Annotated in this window: 14 protein-coding genes; 7 read left to right on the top strand and 7 right to left on the bottom strand. The window is 69.7% G+C overall.

The features are described from left to right. Positions 1–749: 749 nt before the first annotated feature. Together JOD54_RS17030 and JOD54_RS17035 are read right to left on the bottom strand one after the other, a co-directional pair. Entirely contained in the window at positions 750–2102 is a 1353-nt protein-coding gene (locus tag JOD54_RS17030; protein WP_204451474.1) for an NACHT domain-containing protein, read from the bottom strand. Positions 2103–2140: 38 nt separating this feature from the next. Beyond that, positions 2141–3121: an SEFIR domain-containing protein gene (locus tag JOD54_RS17035; protein ID WP_204451475.1), complete on the bottom strand. Its 981-nt coding sequence runs from the start codon at positions 3119–3121 to the stop codon at positions 2141–2143. Between the two features lie 212 nt (positions 3122–3333). On the opposite strand from JOD54_RS17035, the gene JOD54_RS17040 reads away from it, so the two are divergent. From JOD54_RS17040 to JOD54_RS17055, 4 genes are read left to right on the top strand one after another with little or no spacing between them, the layout of a single operon-like run. Continuing rightward, positions 3334–3912, top strand: a complete 579-nt coding sequence (locus tag JOD54_RS17040; RefSeq protein ID WP_239573401.1) for a toll/interleukin-1 receptor domain-containing protein — start codon at positions 3334–3336, stop codon at positions 3910–3912. Next, positions 3912–5525, top strand: a complete 1614-nt coding sequence (locus JOD54_RS17045) for a tyrosine-protein kinase family protein (protein ID WP_204451476.1) — start codon at positions 3912–3914, stop codon at positions 5523–5525. Before JOD54_RS17040 ends, JOD54_RS17045 begins: the two co-directional genes overlap by 1 nt. Positions 5526–5527: 2 nt before the next feature. Next, entirely contained in the window at positions 5528–6163 is a 636-nt protein-coding gene (locus JOD54_RS17050; protein ID WP_239573402.1) for a hypothetical protein, read from the top strand. Further along, the gene (locus tag JOD54_RS17055) at positions 6160–9213 is read left to right on the top strand and encodes an ATP-binding protein (RefSeq protein WP_204451477.1); all 3054 of its coding nucleotides are present in this window, start codon (positions 6160–6162) and stop codon (positions 9211–9213) included. The genes JOD54_RS17050 and JOD54_RS17055 overlap by 4 nt, the downstream gene beginning before the upstream one ends. 4 nt (positions 9214–9217) lie before the next feature. Here JOD54_RS17055 and JOD54_RS17060 read toward each other — a convergent pair whose 3' ends face one another. After that, positions 9218–10045 carry a GNAT family N-acetyltransferase gene (locus tag JOD54_RS17060; RefSeq protein WP_204451478.1) on the bottom strand — a complete coding sequence of 276 codons (828 nt, stop codon included), beginning with the start codon at positions 10043–10045 and terminating at the stop codon, positions 9218–9220. 183 nt (positions 10046–10228) lie between these two features. Here JOD54_RS17060 and JOD54_RS17065 point away from each other — a divergent pair, with 183 nt between their 5' ends. Beyond that, complete coding sequence (locus tag JOD54_RS17065) at positions 10229–12184, top strand: SpoIIE family protein phosphatase (protein ID WP_204451479.1); 1956 nt, start codon at positions 10229–10231, stop codon at positions 12182–12184. A gap of 489 nt (positions 12185–12673) precedes the next feature. On the opposite strand, the gene JOD54_RS17070 is transcribed toward JOD54_RS17065, so the two are convergent. The 4 genes from JOD54_RS17070 to JOD54_RS17085 form a co-directional block, all read right to left on the bottom strand. Beyond that, entirely contained in the window at positions 12674–14194 is a 1521-nt protein-coding gene (locus JOD54_RS17070; protein ID WP_204451480.1) for a sensor histidine kinase, read from the bottom strand. A gap of 121 nt (positions 14195–14315) precedes the next feature. Then, the gene (locus JOD54_RS17075; protein WP_204451481.1) at positions 14316–15035 is read right to left on the bottom strand and encodes a type VII secretion target; all 720 of its coding nucleotides are present in this window, start codon (positions 15033–15035) and stop codon (positions 14316–14318) included. 170 nt (positions 15036–15205) lie between these two features. Beyond that, positions 15206–17338, bottom strand: coding sequence for a carbohydrate binding domain-containing protein (locus JOD54_RS17080; RefSeq protein ID WP_204451482.1), 2133 nt, complete (start codon positions 17336–17338; stop codon positions 15206–15208). Positions 17339–17575: 237 nt separating this feature from the next. After that, the gene (locus JOD54_RS17085; protein ID WP_204451483.1) at positions 17576–18466 is read right to left on the bottom strand and encodes an XRE family transcriptional regulator; all 891 of its coding nucleotides are present in this window, start codon (positions 18464–18466) and stop codon (positions 17576–17578) included. A gap of 541 nt (positions 18467–19007) precedes the next feature. Here JOD54_RS17085 and JOD54_RS17090 point away from each other — a divergent pair. Further along, entirely contained in the window at positions 19008–21398 is a 2391-nt protein-coding gene (locus JOD54_RS17090) for a Xaa-Pro dipeptidyl-peptidase (RefSeq protein ID WP_204451484.1), read from the top strand. A gap of 28 nt (positions 21399–21426) precedes the next feature. Beyond that, positions 21427–23004: a M28 family peptidase gene (locus tag JOD54_RS17095; RefSeq protein WP_307860127.1), complete on the top strand. Its 1578-nt coding sequence runs from the start codon at positions 21427–21429 to the stop codon at positions 23002–23004. The last annotated feature ends 27 nt before the right edge of the window (positions 23005–23031 follow it).

The following is a 23031-nucleotide window of genomic DNA, read 5'->3' on the forward strand; positions in this document are numbered from 1 at the left end:
GATCGCGGCTAGGGCAATGGCGGCCTCGGCCAGAGTGGCATTGGTGCTCAGGGGATTGTCGAGCAGTGAACTTAGTGCGGTGATGGCGTGGTGGCGGCCACTCGAGTGGAGGCTTGCCAGGACGACGGCTGCATCGTGGATGGCTCGTGGTCTTGCCGACGTGGAAGCGAGGGCTGAGCGGAGGCCTCGGTCCGCCGCGGTTCTTTCGGTGGGGCCGCATTGGCTCAGTGCCTCGGCTGCTGCCAATCGGAGTTCGACTGGGGCTGAGTCGATGGCTTCGCGGAGGCAGGCAAGAGCTTCGGTGGTGTGTCTGCGGAGTCTGGTGGCTAGAGCGGTGGCGGTCTCCACTCTGGTTTGCCAAGGGGCTTGTGGGTTGCGCAAGAGGTCCAGCAGCCAAGTGGTGAGGCCTGGGTGGTGGGCGGCTCTAGAGGTCTGCTCAAGGATGTGACGGCTGGGATGGTGGGTTGTCATCGCCCAGGTTTGGACTGTGGCCAGGAAGGTGACCACTGCCGCTTCGGTTGCTGGGAGGTGGCGGGCTAGGAGGCGGGCGGCGAGGAGGTGGGCTTCGGAATCACCGGAGTGGAGGTGGGCGAGAAGGACGTCGGCTTGGGGTGGGTTGAGGTGGCAGTAGTGCAGGAGGACGGCGCGGGCGTGGCGGCCTCGGTCCTTGTGGCGGGCTGCGTGGAGCAAGTGGCGAGTAGAGGCGGGGGTGAAGGGGATGGGGAGGAGGCGGGCTTTGGCGGTGGCGGCTAGGTGTTCGGCGAAGCTGTGGTGCAGAAGCGGACGTCGGTGCTGTGGCGGAAGTGGGAGAGAGGGCCCGCTGCGGTGAGGAAGGTGGTCAGGTCCTCGTGCCAGTCGCCGGTGGGGGATAGGTGTTCGGCTACCCAGGTGCGGGCTGCGGTGAGGAGAGAAGTGTCCTCTTCGATGCGCACTTGGCCGAGGTGCTCCAGTAGCGGCTCGCGGACCTGGTCGAACTGGGTCGTGATGGGGCCGCGTGCTGTGCGCAGGTAGCGGAGGTAGGCCTCGTAGAGTTCGTACTGGTTGTCCGGCAGCGGGCGGTCGCCGTGTTCGGTGTGGATGATGGCGGCGATCGTGACCAAGAGGGGGACCGCGACCAGTTCGCCGAGGTGGGCTTGTTCGACCTGCCGGATGAACCGGCTCGCGGTTTCCGGCTCCTCGAACCAGTTCAGGGCGAAGGCGCGTAGGGCGTCGTCGTCAAATGGTTGGAGTTCGTAGCGTGCGGCGCCGCTGCGCTGGAGTGGGGCGAGTGCGGTGCCGTCGATCGGTCGACTGGTGAGCACGACCCGGTAGGGCGAACCGTCGTAGGTGGCCCACGAGGCCAGGACGGTCACCAGGCGGTCGCGGTCAGAGCTGTCGGCCACCTCGTCCAGCCCGTCCACGAGGAGTAGCCACCGGCATCCTGCGACTGGGTGTTCCAGGTCAGTCGGGTGGATCGCCGTTCGCAGCAACGCCCCGTACTCGGCCCGCACGCTCTCCGCCAACGACTCGGCGAACGGCAAGCTCAACCGCGCTGCCAACTCACTCGCCGACACCCGCAACGGCACCACGGGCTCCACCAGCGGCGGCTCTTCCGCGGGCCGCCCAATCCAACGCTCCCCAGCGTCTGCCGCCAACCTGAGCGACAGCGTCGACTTCCCCTGCCCGGGGCCACCTACGACCACAACGTGCTTGTCGCGGTCCAACGTTTGCCGCACAGTTCGCGTTGGTGGCCGCACCGACAAGCGGGTTACAGGGGTAGGTATCTCGATCTGCTCACTACGCCCATCCAGCATCGGAGTGGGGCGCGGTGTGTCCACCTGTTCTTCCGCACCGAGGTCCTGCCGCACGTAGACCGTCGCCAGCGAGGGCTTCCGGGCACCCGGGAGGCGGTACGGCAACTCTTTCGCCATCTCGACTTGGGCCCGCACCAACGACTCCACTGCGCGCGGCAGCTCAGGCAAGTCCTCCCAACCCACGTGCGCATCGACAGCCTCAACCGTGCGCGGCCGCTCGGCTGAGACCACGAAGTCCCCGTGCACCGTGATCTGGCCCGCCTGCACAACCGAACCCGCGACATCACGGGCAAGGTTCCTCTGTTCCACCGCACCCTCCGGAAGTCCGGCTCCCGATCATAGGGCGCTCACCGCACGGTCGGGTTCCCCCAAGCCAACTCCGGCGGACGGCGTGACAGTCCGCCGTTTTCCTTGCCCAGTGGGGAAGCGGGTGGTGCGGGCCGGAACATCTCCAACCGCAAACGCCTGGTGTCGGTCAGGTCGAGTGCGACGGGGAGCGGTTTGCCCAACACCACCGTCTGTTCCAAGCGCGGCTTCTCGTCCAGGAGAACCACGATCCGTCCGACCTGGAAGCGTTCCTCGGCGTCGTCGACGATGCCCACCACCGCGGTCAGTTTCTGGTAGATGCCCCTGCCGAGGTCGAACTCCAAGTAGCTGCGTGCTGCCAAAGCTGTGCTCGGGCGTAAGAGAAGGCTGTCGTTGTAGGGATTGCCGTCGATGGTGGCGCTGCCGGTGTGGATGTCGTCGCTGTGGTCCAGCCACAATTGGCGGTCGGTGAGCGAAAGGTGCGGGTGGTCGCGGGGTGTGCTCACCGCGCCGCGGCGCCAGGGTGCCCGTTCGGGCATCGGGTGTGCGCTCTCGCCGGTGATCGCGGAGATCAGGTAGGTCACCTGGGACTCGGTGAACTCGTCGATCTCGTAGCGCGTGGTGGAGTACGGGGTCAGGAACATCGGGATGTCCTCGATCGACCCGCCGGGCAGCACCACCGGCAGCACCCGTTCCGTGCCCTGCCGCAGGTTCTGGGTCAGGTGGTCGCGGATGATCGCCGCCTCGAACTGCGCGCCCCGCCCCTCGTGCGGCTCCGCCTGGCCTTCGGCCCGCCGCCGGTACTGCGGTGAGGCGATCACCAGGATGAAATCGGAGTCGCGCAGGTTCTCCATAGCCCACAACGACCAGTCCTGCCGCTTGCCGTCGGCCCACTGGTCCAGCTGGACGTCCAACCCGACCCGCGCCCGCAGGAAGGTCGCGAACTCCCGCACCGCCCGCTTGTGTCGCTCCGTGTCATGTGAATAGGTCACGAACACCCGGGGCGCCGAATCCTCCGACATGGTTCTCCTCCGCGTTTCCACCCGACTCGCGACACGCATTGTCGACGCCCACCGGCCACCGGTCGACCCCTGTCGCTCCATTGTCGCCTCCCTGTCGCGCCCCCGCGTTCTGTCCTCCTTTTGTCCTGCTTCTGTCAGGTTTTCGCCACTGTCCCACCCGCACACTCCCGCTTTACGATCAACCCCGCCCGCCGGAACCACCCGAAGGAGCGATGACACGCGTGTACCAGTACGACGTGTTCATCAGCTACGACCGGGAAAGCCGCACCGTGCGGCCCTGGGTGGACCGGCACTTCCACCCGAGGTTGATCGACGCGCTCGACGACAACGTGGCGGAGAAGGTGGAAGTCTTCTGCGACCAGTCCGGCAGCAGCGGGGCCAAGTGGCCGCAGACCCTGCGTTCAGCGCTCGGGAACGCGAAGATCCTCGTCGCGGTGTACTCCCCGAAGTACTTCACCAGGGAGTGGTGCATGGCGGAGTGGCATTCCATGGCCGAACGCGAGGAGGTCGCCGAGACCGGGGGCCGCGGGCTGATCTACCCGGTGATCTACAGCGACTCGGACAGCTTCCCGGAGTACGCGACCCAGCGCTGGATGGCCGACATGCGCAAGTGGCGCCAGCCGGACGTCCAGTTCCAGGACAGCCTGGCCTACCTGGACTTCCGCGACGCGGTGGATGACCTGGCGGTGGCGCTGGTCGACGGGATCCGGCAGTCCCCGGCGTGGCAGCAGTGGCCGGTGCGCCAGCCCGTCCCCGGTGTGCTGCCCCCGATGAAGTTCCCGGGGTTGTGATGCCAGGGACCGTGTACACGTTCTACTCCTACAAGGGCGGCGTCGGCCGCAGCTTCGCCCTGGCCAACATCGCCGTTCTGCTGGCGCGCTGGGGTTTCCGCGTGCTGTGCGTGGACTGGGACCTGGAAGCGCCGGGACTGCGCGACTACTTCGGCACGCTAACCGACAGCGCACCCACCGGCGGTGTCGTGGATCTGGTCGACGACTTCCGAGCGGGCGCCGTCGTCGACCGGACCGTCCAGGTGACCGGCACGCTCGACCTGCTCGCCGCGGGCGGCGACGACCCGAACTACGCGAGCAGGGTGCAGTCCATCGACTGGGGGCGGCTCTACGACGAGGGTTTCGGCGAGTACCTCGAGCAGTGCCGGGACCGGTGGACCGCGCGCTACGACTACGTGCTGCTCGACAGCCGGACCGGCATCTCCGATGTCGGCAGCATGTGCACCGCTCAGCTGCCCGATCGACTGGTGCTGTTGTTCACCGCCAACACGCAGAGCATCCGCGGCGCCGTGGACGTCGTCGGGTTGGCCGACGCGGCGCGCGATCGGCTGCCGCTGGACCGTCCCCGGCTGACCGTCGTCCCCGTGCTGTCGCGCTTCGACAGCCGCGATGAGTACGCCCAGGCCGAGCACTGGCGCGACGAGTGCGTGGACAGGACCAGGGGGCTGTACCACAACTGGCTCGACTCCCAGGTCTCGGTCGCCGCGATGTCGCGCCACCTGACCATCCCGTACGTCTCCTACTGGGCGCTCGGTGAGCAGTTGGCGGTGCAGAAGGAGAAGACCCCGTCCGCGGACCAGATCAGCTTCGCGCTGGAGACCGTCGCGGCCCTGATCGCGCACGACCTCGACCACACCGCGCTGCTCGCGGAGAACCGGGACGCGTTCGTCGCGGCGGTGCGCGACCGCAAGCAGGAGTTCGGCCAGGACCTCAGGGTCAGCAGCTCCCACGCCGCCAGGGGCGTCGCCAACAGGCTGATCGCCGAGTTGCGGGAACTGGGTCTCGCGGCCGAGTGGTCGTCCTCCGGAGACCGGGACCTGCTCACCCGCGCCAGCGACAACGCGCGGCACCTGTGCCTGGTCGTGGATGGCGAGTTGACCAGGTGGCAGCAGGCCGAGGCCGAGTTGTTCCTCTACCGCACCGTCGGTCAGGACCGCCGGGTCATCCCCGTCCTGACCGACGGCACGAAAGTCGTTGACCTTCCCGGTTTCGTGGCCAACCTGCGGCACCTGCGGATCGGGTCGTCGCGTGGGGAGAAGGCGGTCGCACGTGATCTGGCGGACCAACTGCGCGGCGCCGCGGCCGTGGTCGAAGGCGCACCAGAACTCGTAGGGCTCCTCGTGCGGGTCAAGGGAGTAAGGCTGGGTCGTTCGCGCTGGGAGTTGGTGGACGAGCTGGTGCGCGAGCTGGTGACCGCGGTGGGCTCGGGGGACAGCGCCCTGGCCCAGGAGTTGGCCGCCGTGCTCGCCAGGGCTATCGAGGTTCCGCCGGGCAGCAGGCACGACGTCCGCGAAGCGTTGCCGCCGCACACCCAAGAGGCGGTCGAGTGGGGCATCGGAGTGTTGGAGACCCGTGTGGTGAACCGCGTCGAACGCGGTCAACAGGAAGGATGATCATGTCAGAACGGTTGGGGCACAAGGAGACAGCGGTGATGTTGGTGCTGATGGCGTTGGCCAGGGAGGTGTCCAACCCGGAGTTGAAGGACCTCGTCGGGTACCCGCTCGACGGCAAGGAGCGGCGGCGGCTCAACGAGTTGCGGTTGGTGGAGAGCAGGTTGGCGCCGAAGCGGTTCTTCGTGCACGAGCTCACCGACAGCGGGTGGAAGTGGTGCGCGGACGAGTTCGCGGCCGGGTCTCCGCCGCCGCCGGTGGCTCGTAGTACGTTCGTGCCCGCGTTCTACTTGCTCCTGGCCGCGCTGGACCGGTATCTGCGGCGGGAGAACGTGAGCCTGGCGGAGGTCTTCACCTCCGACGTCGAGTTGACGCCGGGGCAGATCGAGGAGCGGGTGCGGGCGGGGTACTCGAAGCTGGCGCGCTCGGTGGGGGACTGGGTCAGCCTGGTGGACCTGCGGGCGGCGTTGGGCGGGGCGAACCGCGCGGAGGTGGACGCGGTGTTGAAGGAGATGAGCCGGACGGGGCGGGCGAACCTGGTGCCGGAGTCCAACCGCAAGGCGCTCACCGATCGCCACCACGCGGCGGCGATCCGCGTCGGCGGCGAGGACAACCACCTGATCTCGATCGAGGCGTCATGATCGAGGGCCTCGCCGCGCTGGCCACCCTGCGGTTCGACTGGGCGGACACCCCCGACCACGTCTGGCGCGATTCCCCGTACCACGTGGACGGTCCGCACGCCGACGTCGCCAGGGCCGTGGAGGGCGCGATCCGCGACGCGGCCGTCAGCGACGGGCCGAGTCCGATCGGGCTCGTCGTGCAGGGGCAGAAGGGCGTGGGCAAGACGCACCTGCTGGGCATGGTGCGGCGCCAGACCCACGCCGCCAAGGGGTACTTCTTCCTCGACAACGTCTCGGCCGGTGACGCGTTCTGGGAGAACGCGGTGGAGGCGTTGCGGTTCGGCCTCTCCCAGGCCGACGAGTCCGGTGAGACGCAGTTGCACCGTTTTCTGCGCCGCGTCTGCGAGCTCGGGGTCGTCGACCCCGGCTCGGCCAAGGTGATCCTGCGCGGGCACGGCCTGACCCGCAAGGACGTCGACGCGTTCGTCGCGGGGGTGCGGGCGCTCGACCGGCAGGTGGCCACGGAGTGCTCCGACACCGCGCGGGCCCTCGTGCTCTACGCCGCCGAGCCGGACTCGATCAACGACATCGCCGAGGACTACCTGGACGGGGCCGAGGAGTCCGAACCGGGGGAGCGGCGCGCGTGGGGCATCCGCCGACCACCCAGGTCGCCGCTGACCGTGGTGCGCGACCTGACCAGGCTGCTGGCGATCACCGGTCCCGTCGTGATCTGCGTCGACCAGCTCGACACCCTGATCGCGCGCACCGAGAAGCTCACCGAGGCCGCCGACCACAGCGGTGACGTGCTGCTCGCCCAGATCGCCGACGGCCTGATGCGGCTGCGCGAGGTGACCCGCCGGACCGTCACCGTGCTGGCCTGCCTGCCCGGTACCTGGAAGCAGATCCGGACCAAAGCGGCCGACACCGTGCCCGACCGGTTCCGCGAACTGCGCAGCCTGGGGCGCATCGCCGACGGCGGCATCGGCCGCGACCTCGTGGCCAAGCGACTCGGTGTGGCCTACCAGGCGATGGGCTTCACCCCGCCGTACCCCACGTGGCCCGTCGCCGAGTCCGCCTTCGCCGAGGGGTGGGAGCAGATCACCCCGCGCGAGCTCCTCAAGCGCATCGGCGCCCACATCGAGCTCTGCGTGCGCAACGACGAGGTCCGCGAACTCACCTCCTTCGACGAGGATGCGCCGCGACCCACCGCCGTGCCCCGCCCGGCGCCGAAACCGGACCGCTTCACCGAACTCGACGCCCTGTTCGCCGACGCCAGGGCCGAGATCGACCCGGAAGCGCTGTTCGACCACACGGTCGAGGACGAGCTGGTGCCCCGGTTGCTCTCCGCCGCCCTGCGGTCCTGGCTGACCGAGGTCGGCGACGACAACATGACCTGGAACCGGCCCAGGGTCGGTGAGGGCGGCGAACTGCACGCCTGGATCACCCGCACCCTCGACGAGGCGACCGACCTGCAGGAGCACTGGGGGTTCCGGGCGATCTACCACCCGCACCCGATCTCCGTGCTGCACCGCTTCCGCAAGGCCAAGACCGCGATGGGCCTGCGGCAGGGTGCCGACAACCGGCATCTCATCCTGCTGCGCAACGACGCCTGGTCCAAGGGTGCCAAGACGAAGGCGGAGCTTGGTGCGTTCGAGGCGGCGGGCGGTCGCCGGATGGCGCTGTCGGTCGACGACGCCAGGACGTTCTGGGCCTTGGACAAGCTGCTGACCCAGAACGTCCCCGGGCTGCACGAGTGGCTGGTGGACCGCCAACCCGCGAGCCGGTCCGACCTGCTCGCCGACACGCTGCCCGCCGTGCGGCGGGACGCGGAAACGCGGCCGCCACCGGGAGAGGTGGGGGTGGGGGTTGTGGTGGGGACCGGGGAGCCGGTTCGTGTGGAGTTGGCGGCGTTGCGCAAGCACGCTGTGGTGTTCGCCGGATCAGGTTCTGGGAAAACGGTTCTGTTGCGGCGGATCGTGGAGGAGTGTGCGCTGCAGGGGGTTTCGGCGATCGTGTTGGACCCCAACAACGACTTGGCGCGCTTGGGGGATGCGTGGCCGGAGGCGCCGAGTGCTTGGGGGGACGGGGATGCCGAGTTGGCGCGGCGGTACCTCGACGGCACCGATGTCGTGGTGTGGACCCCGGGGCGGGCGCACGGGCGGCCGTTGGCGTTCCAGCCGTTGCCGGACTTCGGTGGGGTGCTTGATGACGAGGACGAGTTCGGGGCGGCGGTGGAGGTCGCGGTGGCCAGCCTCGCGCCGCAGGTCCGGTTGACCGGGAGCACGGTCAAGGCGAACAAGGGGTTGGCGGTGTTGCGGCAGGCCGTGGTGCACCACGCGCGGACCGGGTCGCGGAGCCTGCCGGGGCTGATCGAGGTGTTGGCGGATCTGCCGGACGGGGTCAGCACGCTCAACGACGGCCACAAGATCGCCGCGGACCTGGCCGAGGCGTTGAAGGCGGCGATGGTCAACGACCCGCTGTTCGCCGGGGCGGGCACGGAGATCGACCCGGGGGAGCTGCTCACGCCCGCGGCGGGGAAGCTGGCGCGGGTTTCGGTGATCAGCTTCATCGGGCTGCCCGCGGAGGAGCAGCGGCAGAACTTCGTCAACCAGTTGCAGATGGAGCTGTTCGCCTGGGCCAAGCGCAACCCTGCTGGCGATCGACCGCTCGGCGCGCTGTTCGTCATGGATGAGGCGCAAACCCTTGCGTCGTCCGGAACCCTCACCGCGAGCACGCGCAGCACGATCGTGCTGGCCTCGCAGGCGCGCAAGTACGGACTGGGCCTGCTCTTCGCCACCCAGGCTCCGAAGGGCGTGCACAACCAGGTGGTGGGCAACGCGACCACCCAGTTCTTCGGTCGCCTCAACAGCCCGGCCCAGATCAACGCGGCCAACGAGATGGCACGGGCGAAAGGCAGCCAGGTGGCCGACATCGCGCTCCTCGAACGCGCCCAGTTCTACGTCACCAGCGAGGCTTTCGGCTTCCGCCAGGTCACCACCCCGCTGTGCCTCACCCACCACCCGGCCAGCCCGCTGCAACCCGAGGAGGTCATCGAACGCGCCCGCCGCTGACCGCTCACCCGAGCTCCAAAGTGGTCACTCCGTACATCTGTGACAGCGCCAGATCGGGCGCTGGCCCGGTGTACATGCGCGCCGCCTCGAAGGTCTGCTTGAACCCCGCCTCCTGGAACATGCTCACAGCAGCGGGATTGGCGTCGGGCACGTCAACGGCGACGGGGGTGTTCGCCGCCACGGAAGCGAGAAGTGCGGCGGCGATGTCCGGGGTGTCGGCGTAGAGGGGGCCGATTCGACTGGGGCCCTGGGCATCCCGGCGGACCGCCAAGCCGGTGATGGTGCTGCCGTCGAGGGCGATGCGGGCTGTCCGGTCGGGGAGGGCCAGCCAGGTGGCCAGGAACGCGTCGCGGGGTTCGGGGAAGAACCGGCGGTCGTACTCGGCGATGCGGTCGAAGGGCACGGACCTGGCGTCGACCACCTCCACGGGCGAGCGGGTGTCGGCCGCGGTGCCCTCGAACCGGATGTTGTTCCAGGCGTGGACGAAACCTGACTTGCGGTAGTTGTCCTGCTGGTCGACGACGCCGTCGAGGCCGATCAGCCGACCGGTGAGGTGCTCGGTCGCCGCGCGCCAGAGCTGGATCCCGTAGCCCTGGCCGCGCACCTGCGGCCGGGCGATGTAGAAACCGATGAACCCGAAACCGTTTCCGTACCGGACAGCCGAAACGCAGGCCACCGGCTCCCCGTCCAGCTTGCCGATGAAGAAGCCGCCCGGGTCGGCCGGGGCGAACGCGAGCGGGTCGGAAACACCGGGGTTCCAGCCCTCGTCGCGCGCCCACGCGCCCATCAGCCGGACCTCGTCCAGGCTCGCCACCCTGATCTCGAAGCTCATCGCCACCTCCGCCACGACTGTCCCACGACCGGGCGGGCAACCACCCGGTCAGTGGCACGGATACCCCTGATAGCGCGGGATCGGCCACCCCGGTGGCGTACCCGCCCTCGACGTGCCCACCCGCCCGCCGGGTGGCAGGGTGTCGCCCGGACGGCGGTGCCGCCCGGAGGGTGAGGAGGACCGGTGGAGCTCGATCCGGAGCGGCTCGTCGGGGGCGCCGACGCGGTGCGGGCGGTGTTCGAGGGGCTGCCGATCATGCTCGCCGGGCTGGACGGGCCGGAGTTGGTGATCGTGGCGGCCAACGCCGCGTACCGGACCGCGATGGGCCGCGAGCAGCTCGTCGGCCTGACCCCCTGGGAAGCCTTCCCGGACATCGTCGGGCAGCAGACCATCGAGATGGTCTACCGCGTCTACCGGACGGGCCGCCCTGAGTCAGGGGTCGAGTGGCGGGTGCAGTTCGACCGCCATGCCACCGGGGAGGGCGTAGTCGAGGCGTACTTCGACTTCACCACCGCGCCTCGGCTCGATGACAAGGGGAACGTGGTCGGGGTCGTCCTGTTCGCCCATGACGTGACCGATCGCGTGCGGCAGCGGCAGACCGCCGAGCGCAAGGCGGCGGAAGCCGAGCGGCGCTACGCCGAAGCGCGGGAAGTGATCACCGCGCTCCAGCGCCAACTGCTGCCCCCGGGGCTGCCGGTGCTCCCGTCGGTCCGGATCGCGGGGAGCTACTTGCTCGCCGACGGCGCCGACGCCTCAGGCGGGGACTGGTTCGACGCGGTGCCCCTGGCCGATGGGCGGGTGGGGCTGGTGGTCGGTGATGTGGTCGGGCACGGGGTGGCGGCGTCCGCGGCGATGGGACGGCTGCGCGCGGTCCTGCGCGACCGGCTCGAGGAGACCGGCGACGTCCGCACCGCGGTGGCCGCGGTCGACCGGATGGCCCGCCGCGGCCGCGACACCCACGCCGCCACGGTGTGCGTCGTCGTGCTCGACCAGGGCGGCGACTTCGAGTACTGCACCGCGGGGCACCCGCCGCCGCTGGTCGCCGGTGCCGGTCAGGCCAGGTACGTGCCGCTCAGCGGGGGCGGCCCGCTCGGCACCGGCTCCACCCACGCCGTGGCCACCGACCGGCTCGACCCCGGCGACGTCCTGCTCCTCTACAGCGACGGGATCGTCGAACGCCCCGGCCGCGAACCAGCCGCCTCCTCGGTCGAACTCGCCCAAGTCCTCGCCGACGCCGTGGCCGACACGGGCTACCGCACCCCGGGGCTGCCCGCGGTCGAGCGGGCCACCGCGCTGACCCTGGAGATGATGATCCGCACCACCGGCCACGCCGACGACATCACCCTGCTCGCCGCCCAGCGCGTCGCCCCGGTGGACCCGCTGCACCTCACCCTGCCCGGCGACCTGGAGGTCGTGCGGGCGGTGCGCCGCGCGCTGCTGGCCTGGCTGGTCGAGCTCGGCGCCGGTGAGCAGGACGTCGTCGCCCTGCAGCACGCCGTCGTCGAACTGGTCACCAACGCCGTCGAGCACAGCAGACCTGACCGCGCCGACGGCACCATCACCCTCGACGCCGCCCTCGCCGCCGACGGCGTCCTGCGGATCAGCGTGACCGACGACGGCCGCTGGCTGCGCCGGTGCAGCACCACCGACCAGGACTTCCACCTTGACCACGGCCTAGGCCTTGCCATGGCAGGCGGCCTCGCCGACGAACTCCACATCGCTCGCACCACCCACGGCACCACCGCCACCCTCCACCGAGAACTCAGCCGCCCGGCGCGCCTGCTCACCGCGGACCAGGTCACTTCCGGTGCGCCTGCCGGAGGCGGTGAGCCAGGGCTGCTGCTGGTGCTGGACCAGCCGCAGACCGAGGACAACCGGGTGGCGCTCGACGGGCCGCTGGACGTGACGACGGGGGCGCAGCTGACGGCGGAGCTGGATCGGTTGACGCTGGGGGGCAGCCATGAGCTCACGGTGGACCTGACGGGGGTGACGCATGTGGCGAGTGTGGCGGTGGCGATCTTGCATCGGGCGGTGGAGCGGGGGGAACGCAATCGGGCGCCGTTGTGGTTGTACGCGCCTGCTGGGTCGGTGGCGGACCATGTGTTGACGTTGGTGTCGTTGGAGCATGATCGCGGGTAGGCGGGCTTGTCCACAACGGCCTTGGTTGTCCACAGGCTGCTTCTGGGGCTGTTGTTCTGTTGGTGGGCCTCGGTAGGCTGGAAAACGGGGGATCCCGGGTTAGATGATCTTCGGCTCGCCTTCGGCATTGCACGCCGATCCGCGACAAAGCGAAAGCTCGATGCGGTGGACCTGTTTTGTGCGGGGCCCCTGCGCCGCCCGTGGCAGGACCGCAAAGCTGGGGCCGAAAAGCATGGCCCTGCAGCGCACAACGCTACGGACGCCGCACCCCCACACAAAACAGGTCCACCCCATCGAGCATCTGGCACCAGCGACTTCCGAGTGTCCAGTGGTTGGCAATGCTGTCTGAGTAGGGGTGTTGAGGTGGCACGCTCCCTTCCGGGAGCGGTGGCTGGGTTGGCGGGGCTGGGCCGGAGGGCTGGTTTGGCACCAGCGGGTTCCGGGAGCGGTGGTCGGCCTGGTGGGGTTGGCTCATGAGGCCCAAAGGTTCTACGTCGTGGGCTGGGTCTGGTCGTCCTCCGGTGGGGCGGGGAGGGTGAAGGAGACCCTGGTGCCGGGGGTGTGGGTGGTGTCGATCCAGATGGAGCCGCCGTGGAAGGTGATGATTTTTCGGCACATTGCCAGGCCTATGCCGGTGCCGGGGTAGGAGTCCTTGGCGTGGAGGCGTTGGAAGATGACGAAGACGCGGTCGGTGTATTGGGGTTCTATGCCTATTCCGTTGTCTGTCACGGAGAATAGCCAGTTGTCGCCGTCGCGGGTTGCGGTGACCGATACCTCGGGTGGGGTGTCTCGGCGGAACTTCAGGCCGTTGCCGATGAGGTTCTGGAAGACCGAGGTGAGCAGGGGGGCCTCGCCGTGGATGGTGGGGAGGTTGTCGGCGATGGTGACGGTGGCTGAGGTGGTGTCGATGGTGTCGGCGAGGTTGCGGACGGCTTGGTCGGCGAGGGTCTTCGCGGAGTGGTCGGCGTGTTTGCCGGTGTGGCGGCCGACGCGGCTGAAGGAGAGGAGGTCGTTGATCAGGTCCTGCATCCGGCGGGCGCCGTCCACGGCGAAACCGATGTACTGGCGGGCCTTGTCGTCGAGTTGCTCGGCGTAGCGGCGCTCGAGCAGCTGGCAGAAGCTGGCGACCTTGCGCAGCGGCTCCTGCAGGTCGTGCGAGGCGACGTAGGCGAACTGCTCCAGTTCCTCGTTCGACCGGGCCAGGTCCCGGCCCGCCGCCTGCGCCCGGTCCAGTTCGGACACGATGCGCCGCCGCATGGTGTCGACGTCGGCGCTGAGGGAGACGACCTCGCGCGGGCCGCGCACGGTCACCTCGTGGGCGAAGTCGCCGTCGGCCACCAGGCGGACCTGGCCGGTGAGCCTGCCGAGCGGGCGCACGACCGACCTGGTCATCAACCACACGCCGACCAGCACCACCACCAGCAACCCGCCGAGGGCAACGACGCAGGTGGCCGCCAACCGGGACACGGCGGTGTTCAGCGCGGCGCGCGAGGCGCTGCGCTCGGTGTCCAAGTCCGACTGCAACGAGCTCAGCGCCGCCCGCACCTCGTCGAACTCGACCTTGCCCACCTCCAACGGCGGTGGCGTCGCCCCGGCGCGGACGGCGGCGATGACCGGCTCCGCGTAGTTCACCCGCCACCCGACCATGGCCCGGTCCAGCTCCGCGAGGTCCTCGGCCAACCACGGCAGACCATCGGGGTCGATCCCGGCCCTGATCCGCTCGGCCCGGTCACGCCCGCCGTCGTAGGGCGAGAGGAACTCGTCCAGACCGCTGAGGGCGTACCCGCGGACCCCCGTCTCCTGGTCGACCAGCGAGGTGCCCAGCTGCTGGGTGCTCACCACGGTGGGTCCCACGGTGTCGAGCAGGTGCACCCGCGCCGAGGACAGGTCCGCGATCGCCCACGCGACGCTCGCCATCGCGCCGAGCAGGGCCGTGATCACCACCGCGGCCGACACCAGCCACCACCGGCGCAGCGACCAGCGGGCGGACGGGAGGGGGACGGTGTTCATCGGCAGCCGCGCTTTCGCTCCGTGCGGGGGTCCCCGCAGGGGTGGTGGCGGCTGTTCGCTCAACCGTCCGCTTGGCCGAAGATCCTAACGGTCGGCACCGGAGGCCACCGCGAGCGCGACCTCACAGGCCCAGCTGCCGCCTGACCTGCGCGCGCTGCTCGGCGGGCATCGCGGCCAGCCACTTGTCGCGGCTGTCGACGAGCAGGTTGTAGCGGTTGTCGGCGGTCAACATGGAGCCTGCCCAGTTGCCCCGCTCGGAGTTCCAGAACTTGGTCTCGGTGACCGCCAGCTCGCGCAGGTTCTCGTTCGTCGGCGGCTTGGCCAGCACGTCGGCGACGTCGCGCTCGTAGTGGTCGCCGATCTTCGCGGCGGCGATCTCGCCCACCGCCAGCTTCAGCATCCGCACCGGCGGCAGCGCGACCGTGGCGACGCTGATCTCGTGCTTGGCCGAGATCCGCTCCAGCACCTCGATCGCCTTGCGGCGCTGCCGGTGCGAGTACGGCTGCTCCGGCCCGTTGACCGGCAGCACCGCAGCGTGCGTGGCGTCCCCGCCGCCGAACACCCTGGCGTGCGCGTCGTCGATCTCCTGGTAGTCGGCGGCGACCGCGCGCAGCCCATCCTGCACGTCGGCGAACGCCTTGGCCGTCTTGGTGATGGCCTCGCGCACGTCGTCGCTTGCCAGCGCGATGGCGCTGGCGAAGAACGCCCCGATCACCCCGTACGCGTCGCCACCCACTGTGGCCTGCGCGATCCGCAGGGCGGAGTTCACCTCGGTGGAGATGGTCGCCACGGTGTCGGCGTGCGCGCGCACCTCGCCCAGGTTGATGTCGAACCCGCTCATCCCGCCCCTTCCCACGTCCCGCTCGCCCCCGATTCTGTCGTACCGCCCAGGCCCCGTCCGCCGAACCCGGCAAGTCGCCCCGGCTCACCCGAACGGACCAGCCCCGGAAACGGACCGGGCCCGCCGAGCGCTGGGTGTGCGCTCGACGGGCCCGGGTTGCCCGGTGGTCGTCAGCTCGTGGTGACGGCCACCGTGTCCACGAGGAAGTCGGTCTGCAGGTTGCTGTCCTCGGTCCCGTAGAACCGCAGCGTGATCGTCTTGCCCTTGTAGGCCGACAGGTCGACCGTCTGCAGCGCGTAGCCGGAGTTGGCGTTGGCGTTGCTGTAGGTCTTCAGGTTGGTCGTGGTGGAGCCGCTGATCGCCTGGACCCGCAGGTAGTCGTAGGCGGTGCTGCCCGACTCCGCCGTGGCGACCCGCAGGTAGAACGTCAGCGTCGCGGCGTTCACGTTCGCCGGGATGGTGATGTTCTGGCTCACCGTGTCGGTGTTGACCTGGCCGTTGCCGCCCAGCCACGCGTAGTAGCTACCGGCCTGGGCCTTGTAGTAGGTCCAGTTGCCGACCGAGCCGCCGGTGACCGTCCAGCCGGTGGAGCCGCTCTCGAAGCCGCCGTTGGTGATCAGCTGGGTGCCCGGGTTCGGGTTGGTGGTCGTGGTCGGCGGGGTCGTGGTCGTCGGCGGGGTGGTGGTTCCCGGCGGCGTCGTCCCGCTGCTGCGGTAGTCGATGGTGTGGGTGTAGATCAGGTTCATCGTGGTGGTCGAGGTGTCCAGGCCCTTGGTCGGCCGGTCGGTCACCACGAACTCCTTGAAGCTGCTTGAGGTGTTGCCCACCATCAACCCGAACGTCCCGAGTGGACCGTTGTCGACGCGGCGCCACAGGTCGATCAGCGCGCCAGCGACCCGGCCCTCGACCTTGTCGCCGTCCTGCATGTTGGTGCGACCAGCGGCCTGGTTGGGGTTGTACCAGTTGGTCTGCATGAGGTCGATCCAGCTGCCGTCGGCCCAGTAGTAGCGGCCGTCACCCATCACGTAGCCCGCGACGGCGTTGGCGAAGCCCTCGGTCCACGCGCAGTTGCTGCCGGTGACCAGGTGCAGGTAGTGCGGGGACGGGCAGTCGCTCGCCGCCCACCAGCCGCCGTAGAGCATGTCCATCAGGAAGTGGCCGGACTCGTGCAGCACGGTGTGCTCGGAGTCGGGGTCGGCGTCGGTCAGCGCGATGTAGCGGTTGGCGACGGCCACGCCGTTCTGGAAGTAGGTGCCGTCGGTGCTGCCCGGCTGCCAGTGGATGACGATCTTGCGGCAGTTGCTGGTCTCGCGGGTGGTCCAGCAGGTGCTGCTGCCGTGCGCGGCCCACAGCTTGTTGACCGTGTCGAAGGCGTGCCAGGCGCGCATGTTCGTCGAGGTCGGGGTGCTGGTGCCGAACGCGGCGTCGGTGCCGCTGGCCACGTTGGTCTTGGCCGAGGTCGACAGCGTGTAGAGCGAGGTGCCCGCGTTGTTGGTCACCTTCCACATGGTCGAGTCGGTCGAGAACTCCACCCACACCTGGTACTGGGTGGTGGTGGCGTTGAAGCACAGCGAGTACTTGCCGTCGCTGCCCGTGGCGCCGGTGGCCACGTACGCGGCCGTCGACGAGGAGGTCGCCTTCGCCGCGACCTGGACCTTGACGGTGCGGCCGGGCAGGTAGGTGCCCGCCTGGTTGGCGTACTGCAGCGCGCCGGTCGCGCAGATCTGGCCGGGCGCGGCGAGCGCGGCGATGCGCGCCTCGGGTGCCTGCTTGGTCACCGCGAGCGAGCCGGTGGCGCTGACGCCCGCGGTCGAGGCGCCCTTCTGCTCGGCGACGGTCAGCAGCGCCGAGCCGTGCGCGGAGCGCTCCGCGGCCGGGCTGTCCACACTGGTCACGTCCGCCTGGATGTTGGCGGGCCCCGCGCCGAGCGCGGTGACCTTGAACGAGACCGTGCGGCCCGAGCGCGAGAGCGCGAACTGCTGGTCGGCGACCTGGTCGAGGCCGACGGTGCGGGCGGCGGACAGACCGCTGGCACCGGCGTCGATGCGCAGGGTGTCGGGGACCTTCACCGCGAGCTTGGCCGTGGCGATGTCCACCTCGGACCGGACCTTGACCGTCACGGTGGCCGACTCGCCCACCGCGGGCAGCCGGTCGAGCGAGACGTCGGCGGCCACACAGCTGGGCGCCTTCTCGGACTTGGCGTTCGGGGTGCTCAGCGAACAGGCGGGCGCGGCCGCCGCCGCGGAGCTCGCCGGGTTGGCCGCGGTGGCGGGACCGGTGACCGCGAAAATGGTGCCGGCCACGACCGCCGCGGAAAGGGACAGGGAAAGCGTGAGGGGAATTCTCCCCATTGTGCGCTGCATACGGGGTGCCTTTCGGACGACTGAACCGTCGTCACTCGCAGGGTGACGCCCGATAGAATGACCGCAGCGACGGTGAGTAAGCAATCTCGTCGGTGTAACTCTCTGCTGGTACGCGAATACTGTGAACCGCGCGCCGTGAACTCGGGTTGACCAACGGTTAAACTGTGAAGAACTCGCTCACCAGCTCCAGCGGGTCCCGAAGACCCCCGGCGCGAGGTTGAACCCGACCTGGCTCGCCGCCCCGGACGGGCCCACGGCCAGCGGCTCGGCGACCTCGGGGGCACTGGGGTTGGCCTGGCGGAACCCGGTGCAGCGCGCGGGTTCGGTGCCCTCGAACTGGATCTGCTGGCTGTACTCGGCGACCGGGGCGAGGAACTGCCGCCAGTAGAACGACACCGGCGGCCCGGGCGCCGCGGCGAACTCGTACTCCACCACCGCGTGCTCGCCGACCCGCAACGGCCGGTCCAGCAGCAGTTCGGCGACCATCAACCGGCCCGATTCGTCCACCCGCACCCGTCCCCGGCTGCAGAACCGCACGTCGACCAGCGCTGGCGGGTAGTCCGGGTTGTCCGCTTGGTACTTCACCAGGCAGCGGGTGACCCGGCCGCGCTCGCCGCGCACCACCAGCCGCGTCCAGGTCCCGCGCTCGGTGTGGTCCTCGGCCACGGTGAACACGTCGTGCGCCGAGACCAGCGTGTACTCCCCCTCCTCGGGGTCGTCGAACTCGGCGGACAGCGGCATCTCGCTCTGCCTGCGCAACCACCTGCCGCGCGGCTTCGGCGGCCCGAGCAGGGTGATCAGCGAGGTCGCTGGCAGCCCGAGCAGCGCCTCCAGCGCCCGCACCGCCCGCAGCGACTCCTCCCGCTCCGGCCGCCTGCGGTCGCGCCGCCAGTAGCTCAACGTGGCAACGCTGACGTCAACGCCCTGCTCGGCGAGGTGGTAGCGCACCCGGTCCAGGGTCAAGCCCCGCGCGGTGATGGCCGCGTCGAGCACCTGGGCGAACGAGCCGCCCCTGGGGACCCGGCTCAGGTCGCGCCCCAGTTCAGGTAGACGGGCCGATCGCGCCATCGACTGCCTCCATGGGGTCCCGGCCACGGGTGGGTTACCACTATCGGTCGCCGCGACCCCGGTGTCCAGCACTGGGCGTGCAGGACAACCAAGACCGCGTTCTGCGGGCGCGGACCTGCGGATTCTCGCTCGTTTCCGCCGTTTTCGCGTGGTCGATTCATTACCCCGCTCAGACCAGCGAAACAATAGGGGGAGTACTAGGTAGGCACCCCTGGAAATTGCGTTCCGGGTCGCGCGGGGCGCTGGGCGCGGTGCCCGGCACCGCAGGCGGTTCGGGGAGCGGGCGAGCGGCCCGCGGCTGTCTGTGATGATCACGGGTCTTCCGGCCCTTGTTCGCTCACCGTGATCGGGCCGATTCCCGCTGTGACGATTTGCCTCGCGCGCGCGGGTAAAAGCGTGCCCGCGCCTGTTGAATAACCCGACCCGATCACTGTTAAGCCGCCGCGGCGATCCCTGTTATGCGCGGGTGCCGGTCGGCGGATTGACTGGGGGACCCGGGTGCGGCTGGCTGGTGTTCCCTGCAAGCAGTGAAGGAGCACGCATGCGGTCCCCGTACCGTGTCGCGCTGGTCGCCGCGCTCGTCGTCACCGGTGGTGTCCCCTTGGTCACCGGAACAGCGGGCGCGCGCGAAGGCGCGACCACAGCCATGCTCGAAGAACGCGTCTACGTCGAGACGACTGTGGACACCGACAACAACGGGCGGCTCGACCGGGTCGCCATCGACATCTCGCGTCCCGCGGGTAGTACTCGGGTGCCGGTCGTGTTCGAGCACAGCCCCTACGTCAAGGGCTTGAACACGGCGCCGAACCACAACCCCAACGTCGACCGGTTGCCCCAGGAGGGGCTCTTCGGCCTCAACGCCGCCGGGGGAGTGGACGCGCTGCGCCCCGCCCCCGACCTGCCGGACTGGTACGACGACTACTTCGTGCCCCGCGGCTACGCCGTGGTCATGGGGCACAGCATCGGCACCGGCGACTCCGACGGCTGCCCGAGCACCGGCGACCGCAACGAGACGCTGGGCGCTACCGCGGTCATCGACTGGCTCAACGGCCGCGCCAAGGCCTACAACGCCTCGGGCACCGAGGTCCAGGCGAGCTGGAGCACCGGCAACGTCGGCATGATCGGCATCTCCTACAACGGCACGCTGCCCAACGCCGTCGCCGCGTCCGGGGTGGCGGGCCTCAAGGCCATCGTCCCGATCGCGGCCATCTCCCGCTGGTACGACTACTACCGCGCCAACGGGCTGGTCGTCGCACCAGGCGGGTACCAGGGCGAGGACGCCGACGTGCTCGCCAAGGCCGTCGTGGGCAACGCCTCGCGCTGCTCGGGGCAGATCGCCAACCTCACCCGCGACCAGGACCGGGTCAGCGGTGACGCCACCGCGTTCTGGCAGCAGCGCGACTACCTGCGCGACGCCAACAAGGTCACCGCGGGCGTGTTCGTCATGCACGGGCAGGCCGACTGGAACGTCAAGGGCCAGCAGTACGCGCAGTGGTGGGAGGCGCTCAAGGCCAACAACGTCCCGCGCAAGATCTGGCTGCACCGCGGCGGCCACGGCGCACCGTCGCGTTCGGACTACCAGGCGACGGTGCTCAAGTGGTTCGACTACCACCTCAAGGGCATCGACAACGGGATCATGACCGAGCCCAAGGCCGAGGTGCAGTTCCCCGACGGCACCTGGCAGCGGTTCGCCGACTGGCCCGACCCGGCCGCCCGCGAGGCCGTGTTCCGCTTCGGCGCGACCTCGGCCACCGCGCCCGGTACGTTGACGCTCAACGGCACCGGCGGCGACGTGAAGCAGACCTTCGTCGACAACGGACGGACGACCAACGCGACCTCGCTGGTCGCCAGCCCGGACACCGCCAACGGCAGCAGGCTCGTCTACCGCAGCGAGGCGTTGCCCAGCCAGGTCAAGCTGTCCGGGACGCCCAGGGTGACGTTGCGGATGGCGGTCGAGAACCGCAAGGACGCCAACGTGACCGCGCTGCTGGTCGAGTACGGCGGCGCCTCACCGGTGATCGTCACCCGCGGCTGGATCGATCCGCAGAACCGGGCGGGCTCAGGCTCCGGCCAGGCCGTGGTGCAGGGCCAGGAGTACGACCTGACGTTCGCGCTGCAGCCCAAGGACCACGTGTTCGCCGCGGGCAGGCGCATCGGGCTCGTCGTGATCTCCACCGACTACGACTACACGCTGCGGCCGACCGCGGGCACCCAGTTGCGGCTGGCGCCGTCGCAGAGCTCGGTGACCATCCCGTTGACCGGGGTCGCCCAGCCCAGCGGCGACTTCTCCGTCGCGGTCAGCCCCGCGGGGGGCACCGGCATGCCCGGCCAGACGACCACCACCACGGTCACCACCGCCACCACCTCGGGCAGCCCGCAGCAGCTCAACCTCACCGCGACCGGCCTGCCCACCGGCGCCACGGCGACCTTCACCCCGGCCACGGTCACCTCCGGCGCCCAGTCGACGCTGTCGATCGCGCTGGCCGCGAACACCCAGCCGGGCAACTACGCGGTCACCGTCCGGGCCCAGGGCACCAGCACGGCCAAGACAGCCAGTTACACGCTGCAGGTCCCGGTGGTGGACAACGGGTGCCTCAACCGCAACGACACGCGGGTACCGATCCCGGACAACTCCACAGTGGAGAGTTCGCTGCGGATCTCCGGTTGCCCGCAGGCGCCGTCGGCCACCAGCAAGGTCGACGTCGACATCGAGCACACCTACCAGGGCGACCTCGTCGTCACCCTGGTCGCCCCGGACAACACGACTTACGTGCTGCACAACCGGACCGGTGGTTCGGCGGACAACATCGTGCGCAGCTACACGGTGAACCTGTCGACGCGGCCCGCCGAGGGGCTGTGGAAGTTGCGGGTGCAGGACGCCGCGACCAACGACGTCGGCGCCATCCGCAGCTGGGCACTGAACATGCGCTGACCGCGCGCCAATCTTGTTAGGAGACAAGGTGAAACCCATCAAGGTCGTACTAGCGGGCGCGGTCACCACGCTGCTCGCCATCTCCGTCACGGCGGGCATCGCCAACTCGGTGCCCGCGGCCGTGCACGCACCGGCGTCCGTGTCGGCCGCACCGGAGATCCCGGTCGAGAACGTCATGGCACACCTCAACCAACTGCAGACCATCGCCACCAACAACGGCGGCAACCGCGCGCACGGCAGGCCCGGCTTCCGCGCGTCGGCCGACTACGTCAAGGGCAAGCTGGACGCGGCGGGCTTCACGACCACGCTGCAACCGTTCACCCACAACGGCGCGACGGGGTGGAACGTCATCGCCGAGTGGCCCCACGGCGACGCGACCAAGGTCGTCATGGCCGGGGCGCACCTCGACAGCGTCCCCGCGGGGCCCGGCCTCAACGACAACGGATCCGGCACCTCGGCCGTGCTGGAGGTCGCCCTCGCGGTGTCGCGGGCGAACCTGCGGCCGGAGAAGCGGTTGCGCTTCGGGTGGTGGGGTGCGGAGGAACTGGGCCTGATCGGCTCGAAGTACTACGCCGACAACCTCGCCGCCACCGAGCGCAGCAAGATCACCGCGTACCTCAACTTCGACATGGTCGGCCAGAAGGACGTCACCACCTGGGGCGTCTACAACCACAACGCCACCATCTCGGGGTACTTCAAGGAGTACTTCCAGGCCAAGGGCATCCCGACCACGGCCATCTCGTGGAACGGCAGCTCCGACCACTCCTCGTTCACCAAGTACAACATCACCGTCGGCGGCATCGGCTCGGGCACCGACCCCTGCTACCACGCGGCCTGCGACACGATCAGCAACGTCGGCTCGCGCACGATGGGCCACAGCACCAACGCGATCGCGCACGTGGTGTGGAAGCTGGCGGGGGTTTCGGACACCCCGGTGAACGACTTCTCGGTCTCGCTGTCGCCGACCGCGGGTGAAGGGATGCCGGGCAACACGGTGACGACCACGGTCGCAACAGCCACGACGTCCGGTCAGAGCCAGCAGGTCTCGCTGTCGGCCTCCGGCCTGCCCGCCAACGCCACGGCGACCTTCAGCCCGCAGACGGTGACCTCGGGCCAGCAGTCGACCTTGACGATCGCGCTGACGGCGGCGTCCCCGGTGGGGACGTACCCGGTGGTGGTGACCGGCACCGGCACGGGCGCGACCCGCACCGCGACCTACACCCTCACAATCCGCAACGACGCCCCCGCGGGGTGCCGGGCGACCAACGGGGCGGACGTGGCGATCCCGGACAACACGACCGTGGAGAGCCGGATCACGCTGACGAACTGCCCGCTGCAGGGCGCCGCGAACAGCACGCTGGCGGTCGCCATCCAGCACACGTACCAGGGTGATCTGGTGGTCACCCTGGTAGCCCCGGACGGAACCCCCTACGTAGTGCACAACCGCACGGGGGGCAGCGCGGACAACATCAACAAGACCTACCCGCTCGACCTCCGCTCGGAAACCGGCAACGGCACCTGGACCCTCCGAGTCCGCGACGCCGCCACCAACGACACCGGCAAGATCGACTCCTGGACCCTCGACCTCCAACCGGCGGTCCGCTGACCCACCGGCCGCCGCGGGACCGCGGCG

It is taken from the genome of Actinokineospora baliensis (assembly GCF_016907695.1).
Lineage (GTDB): Bacteria > Actinomycetota > Actinomycetes > Mycobacteriales > Pseudonocardiaceae > Actinokineospora > Actinokineospora baliensis.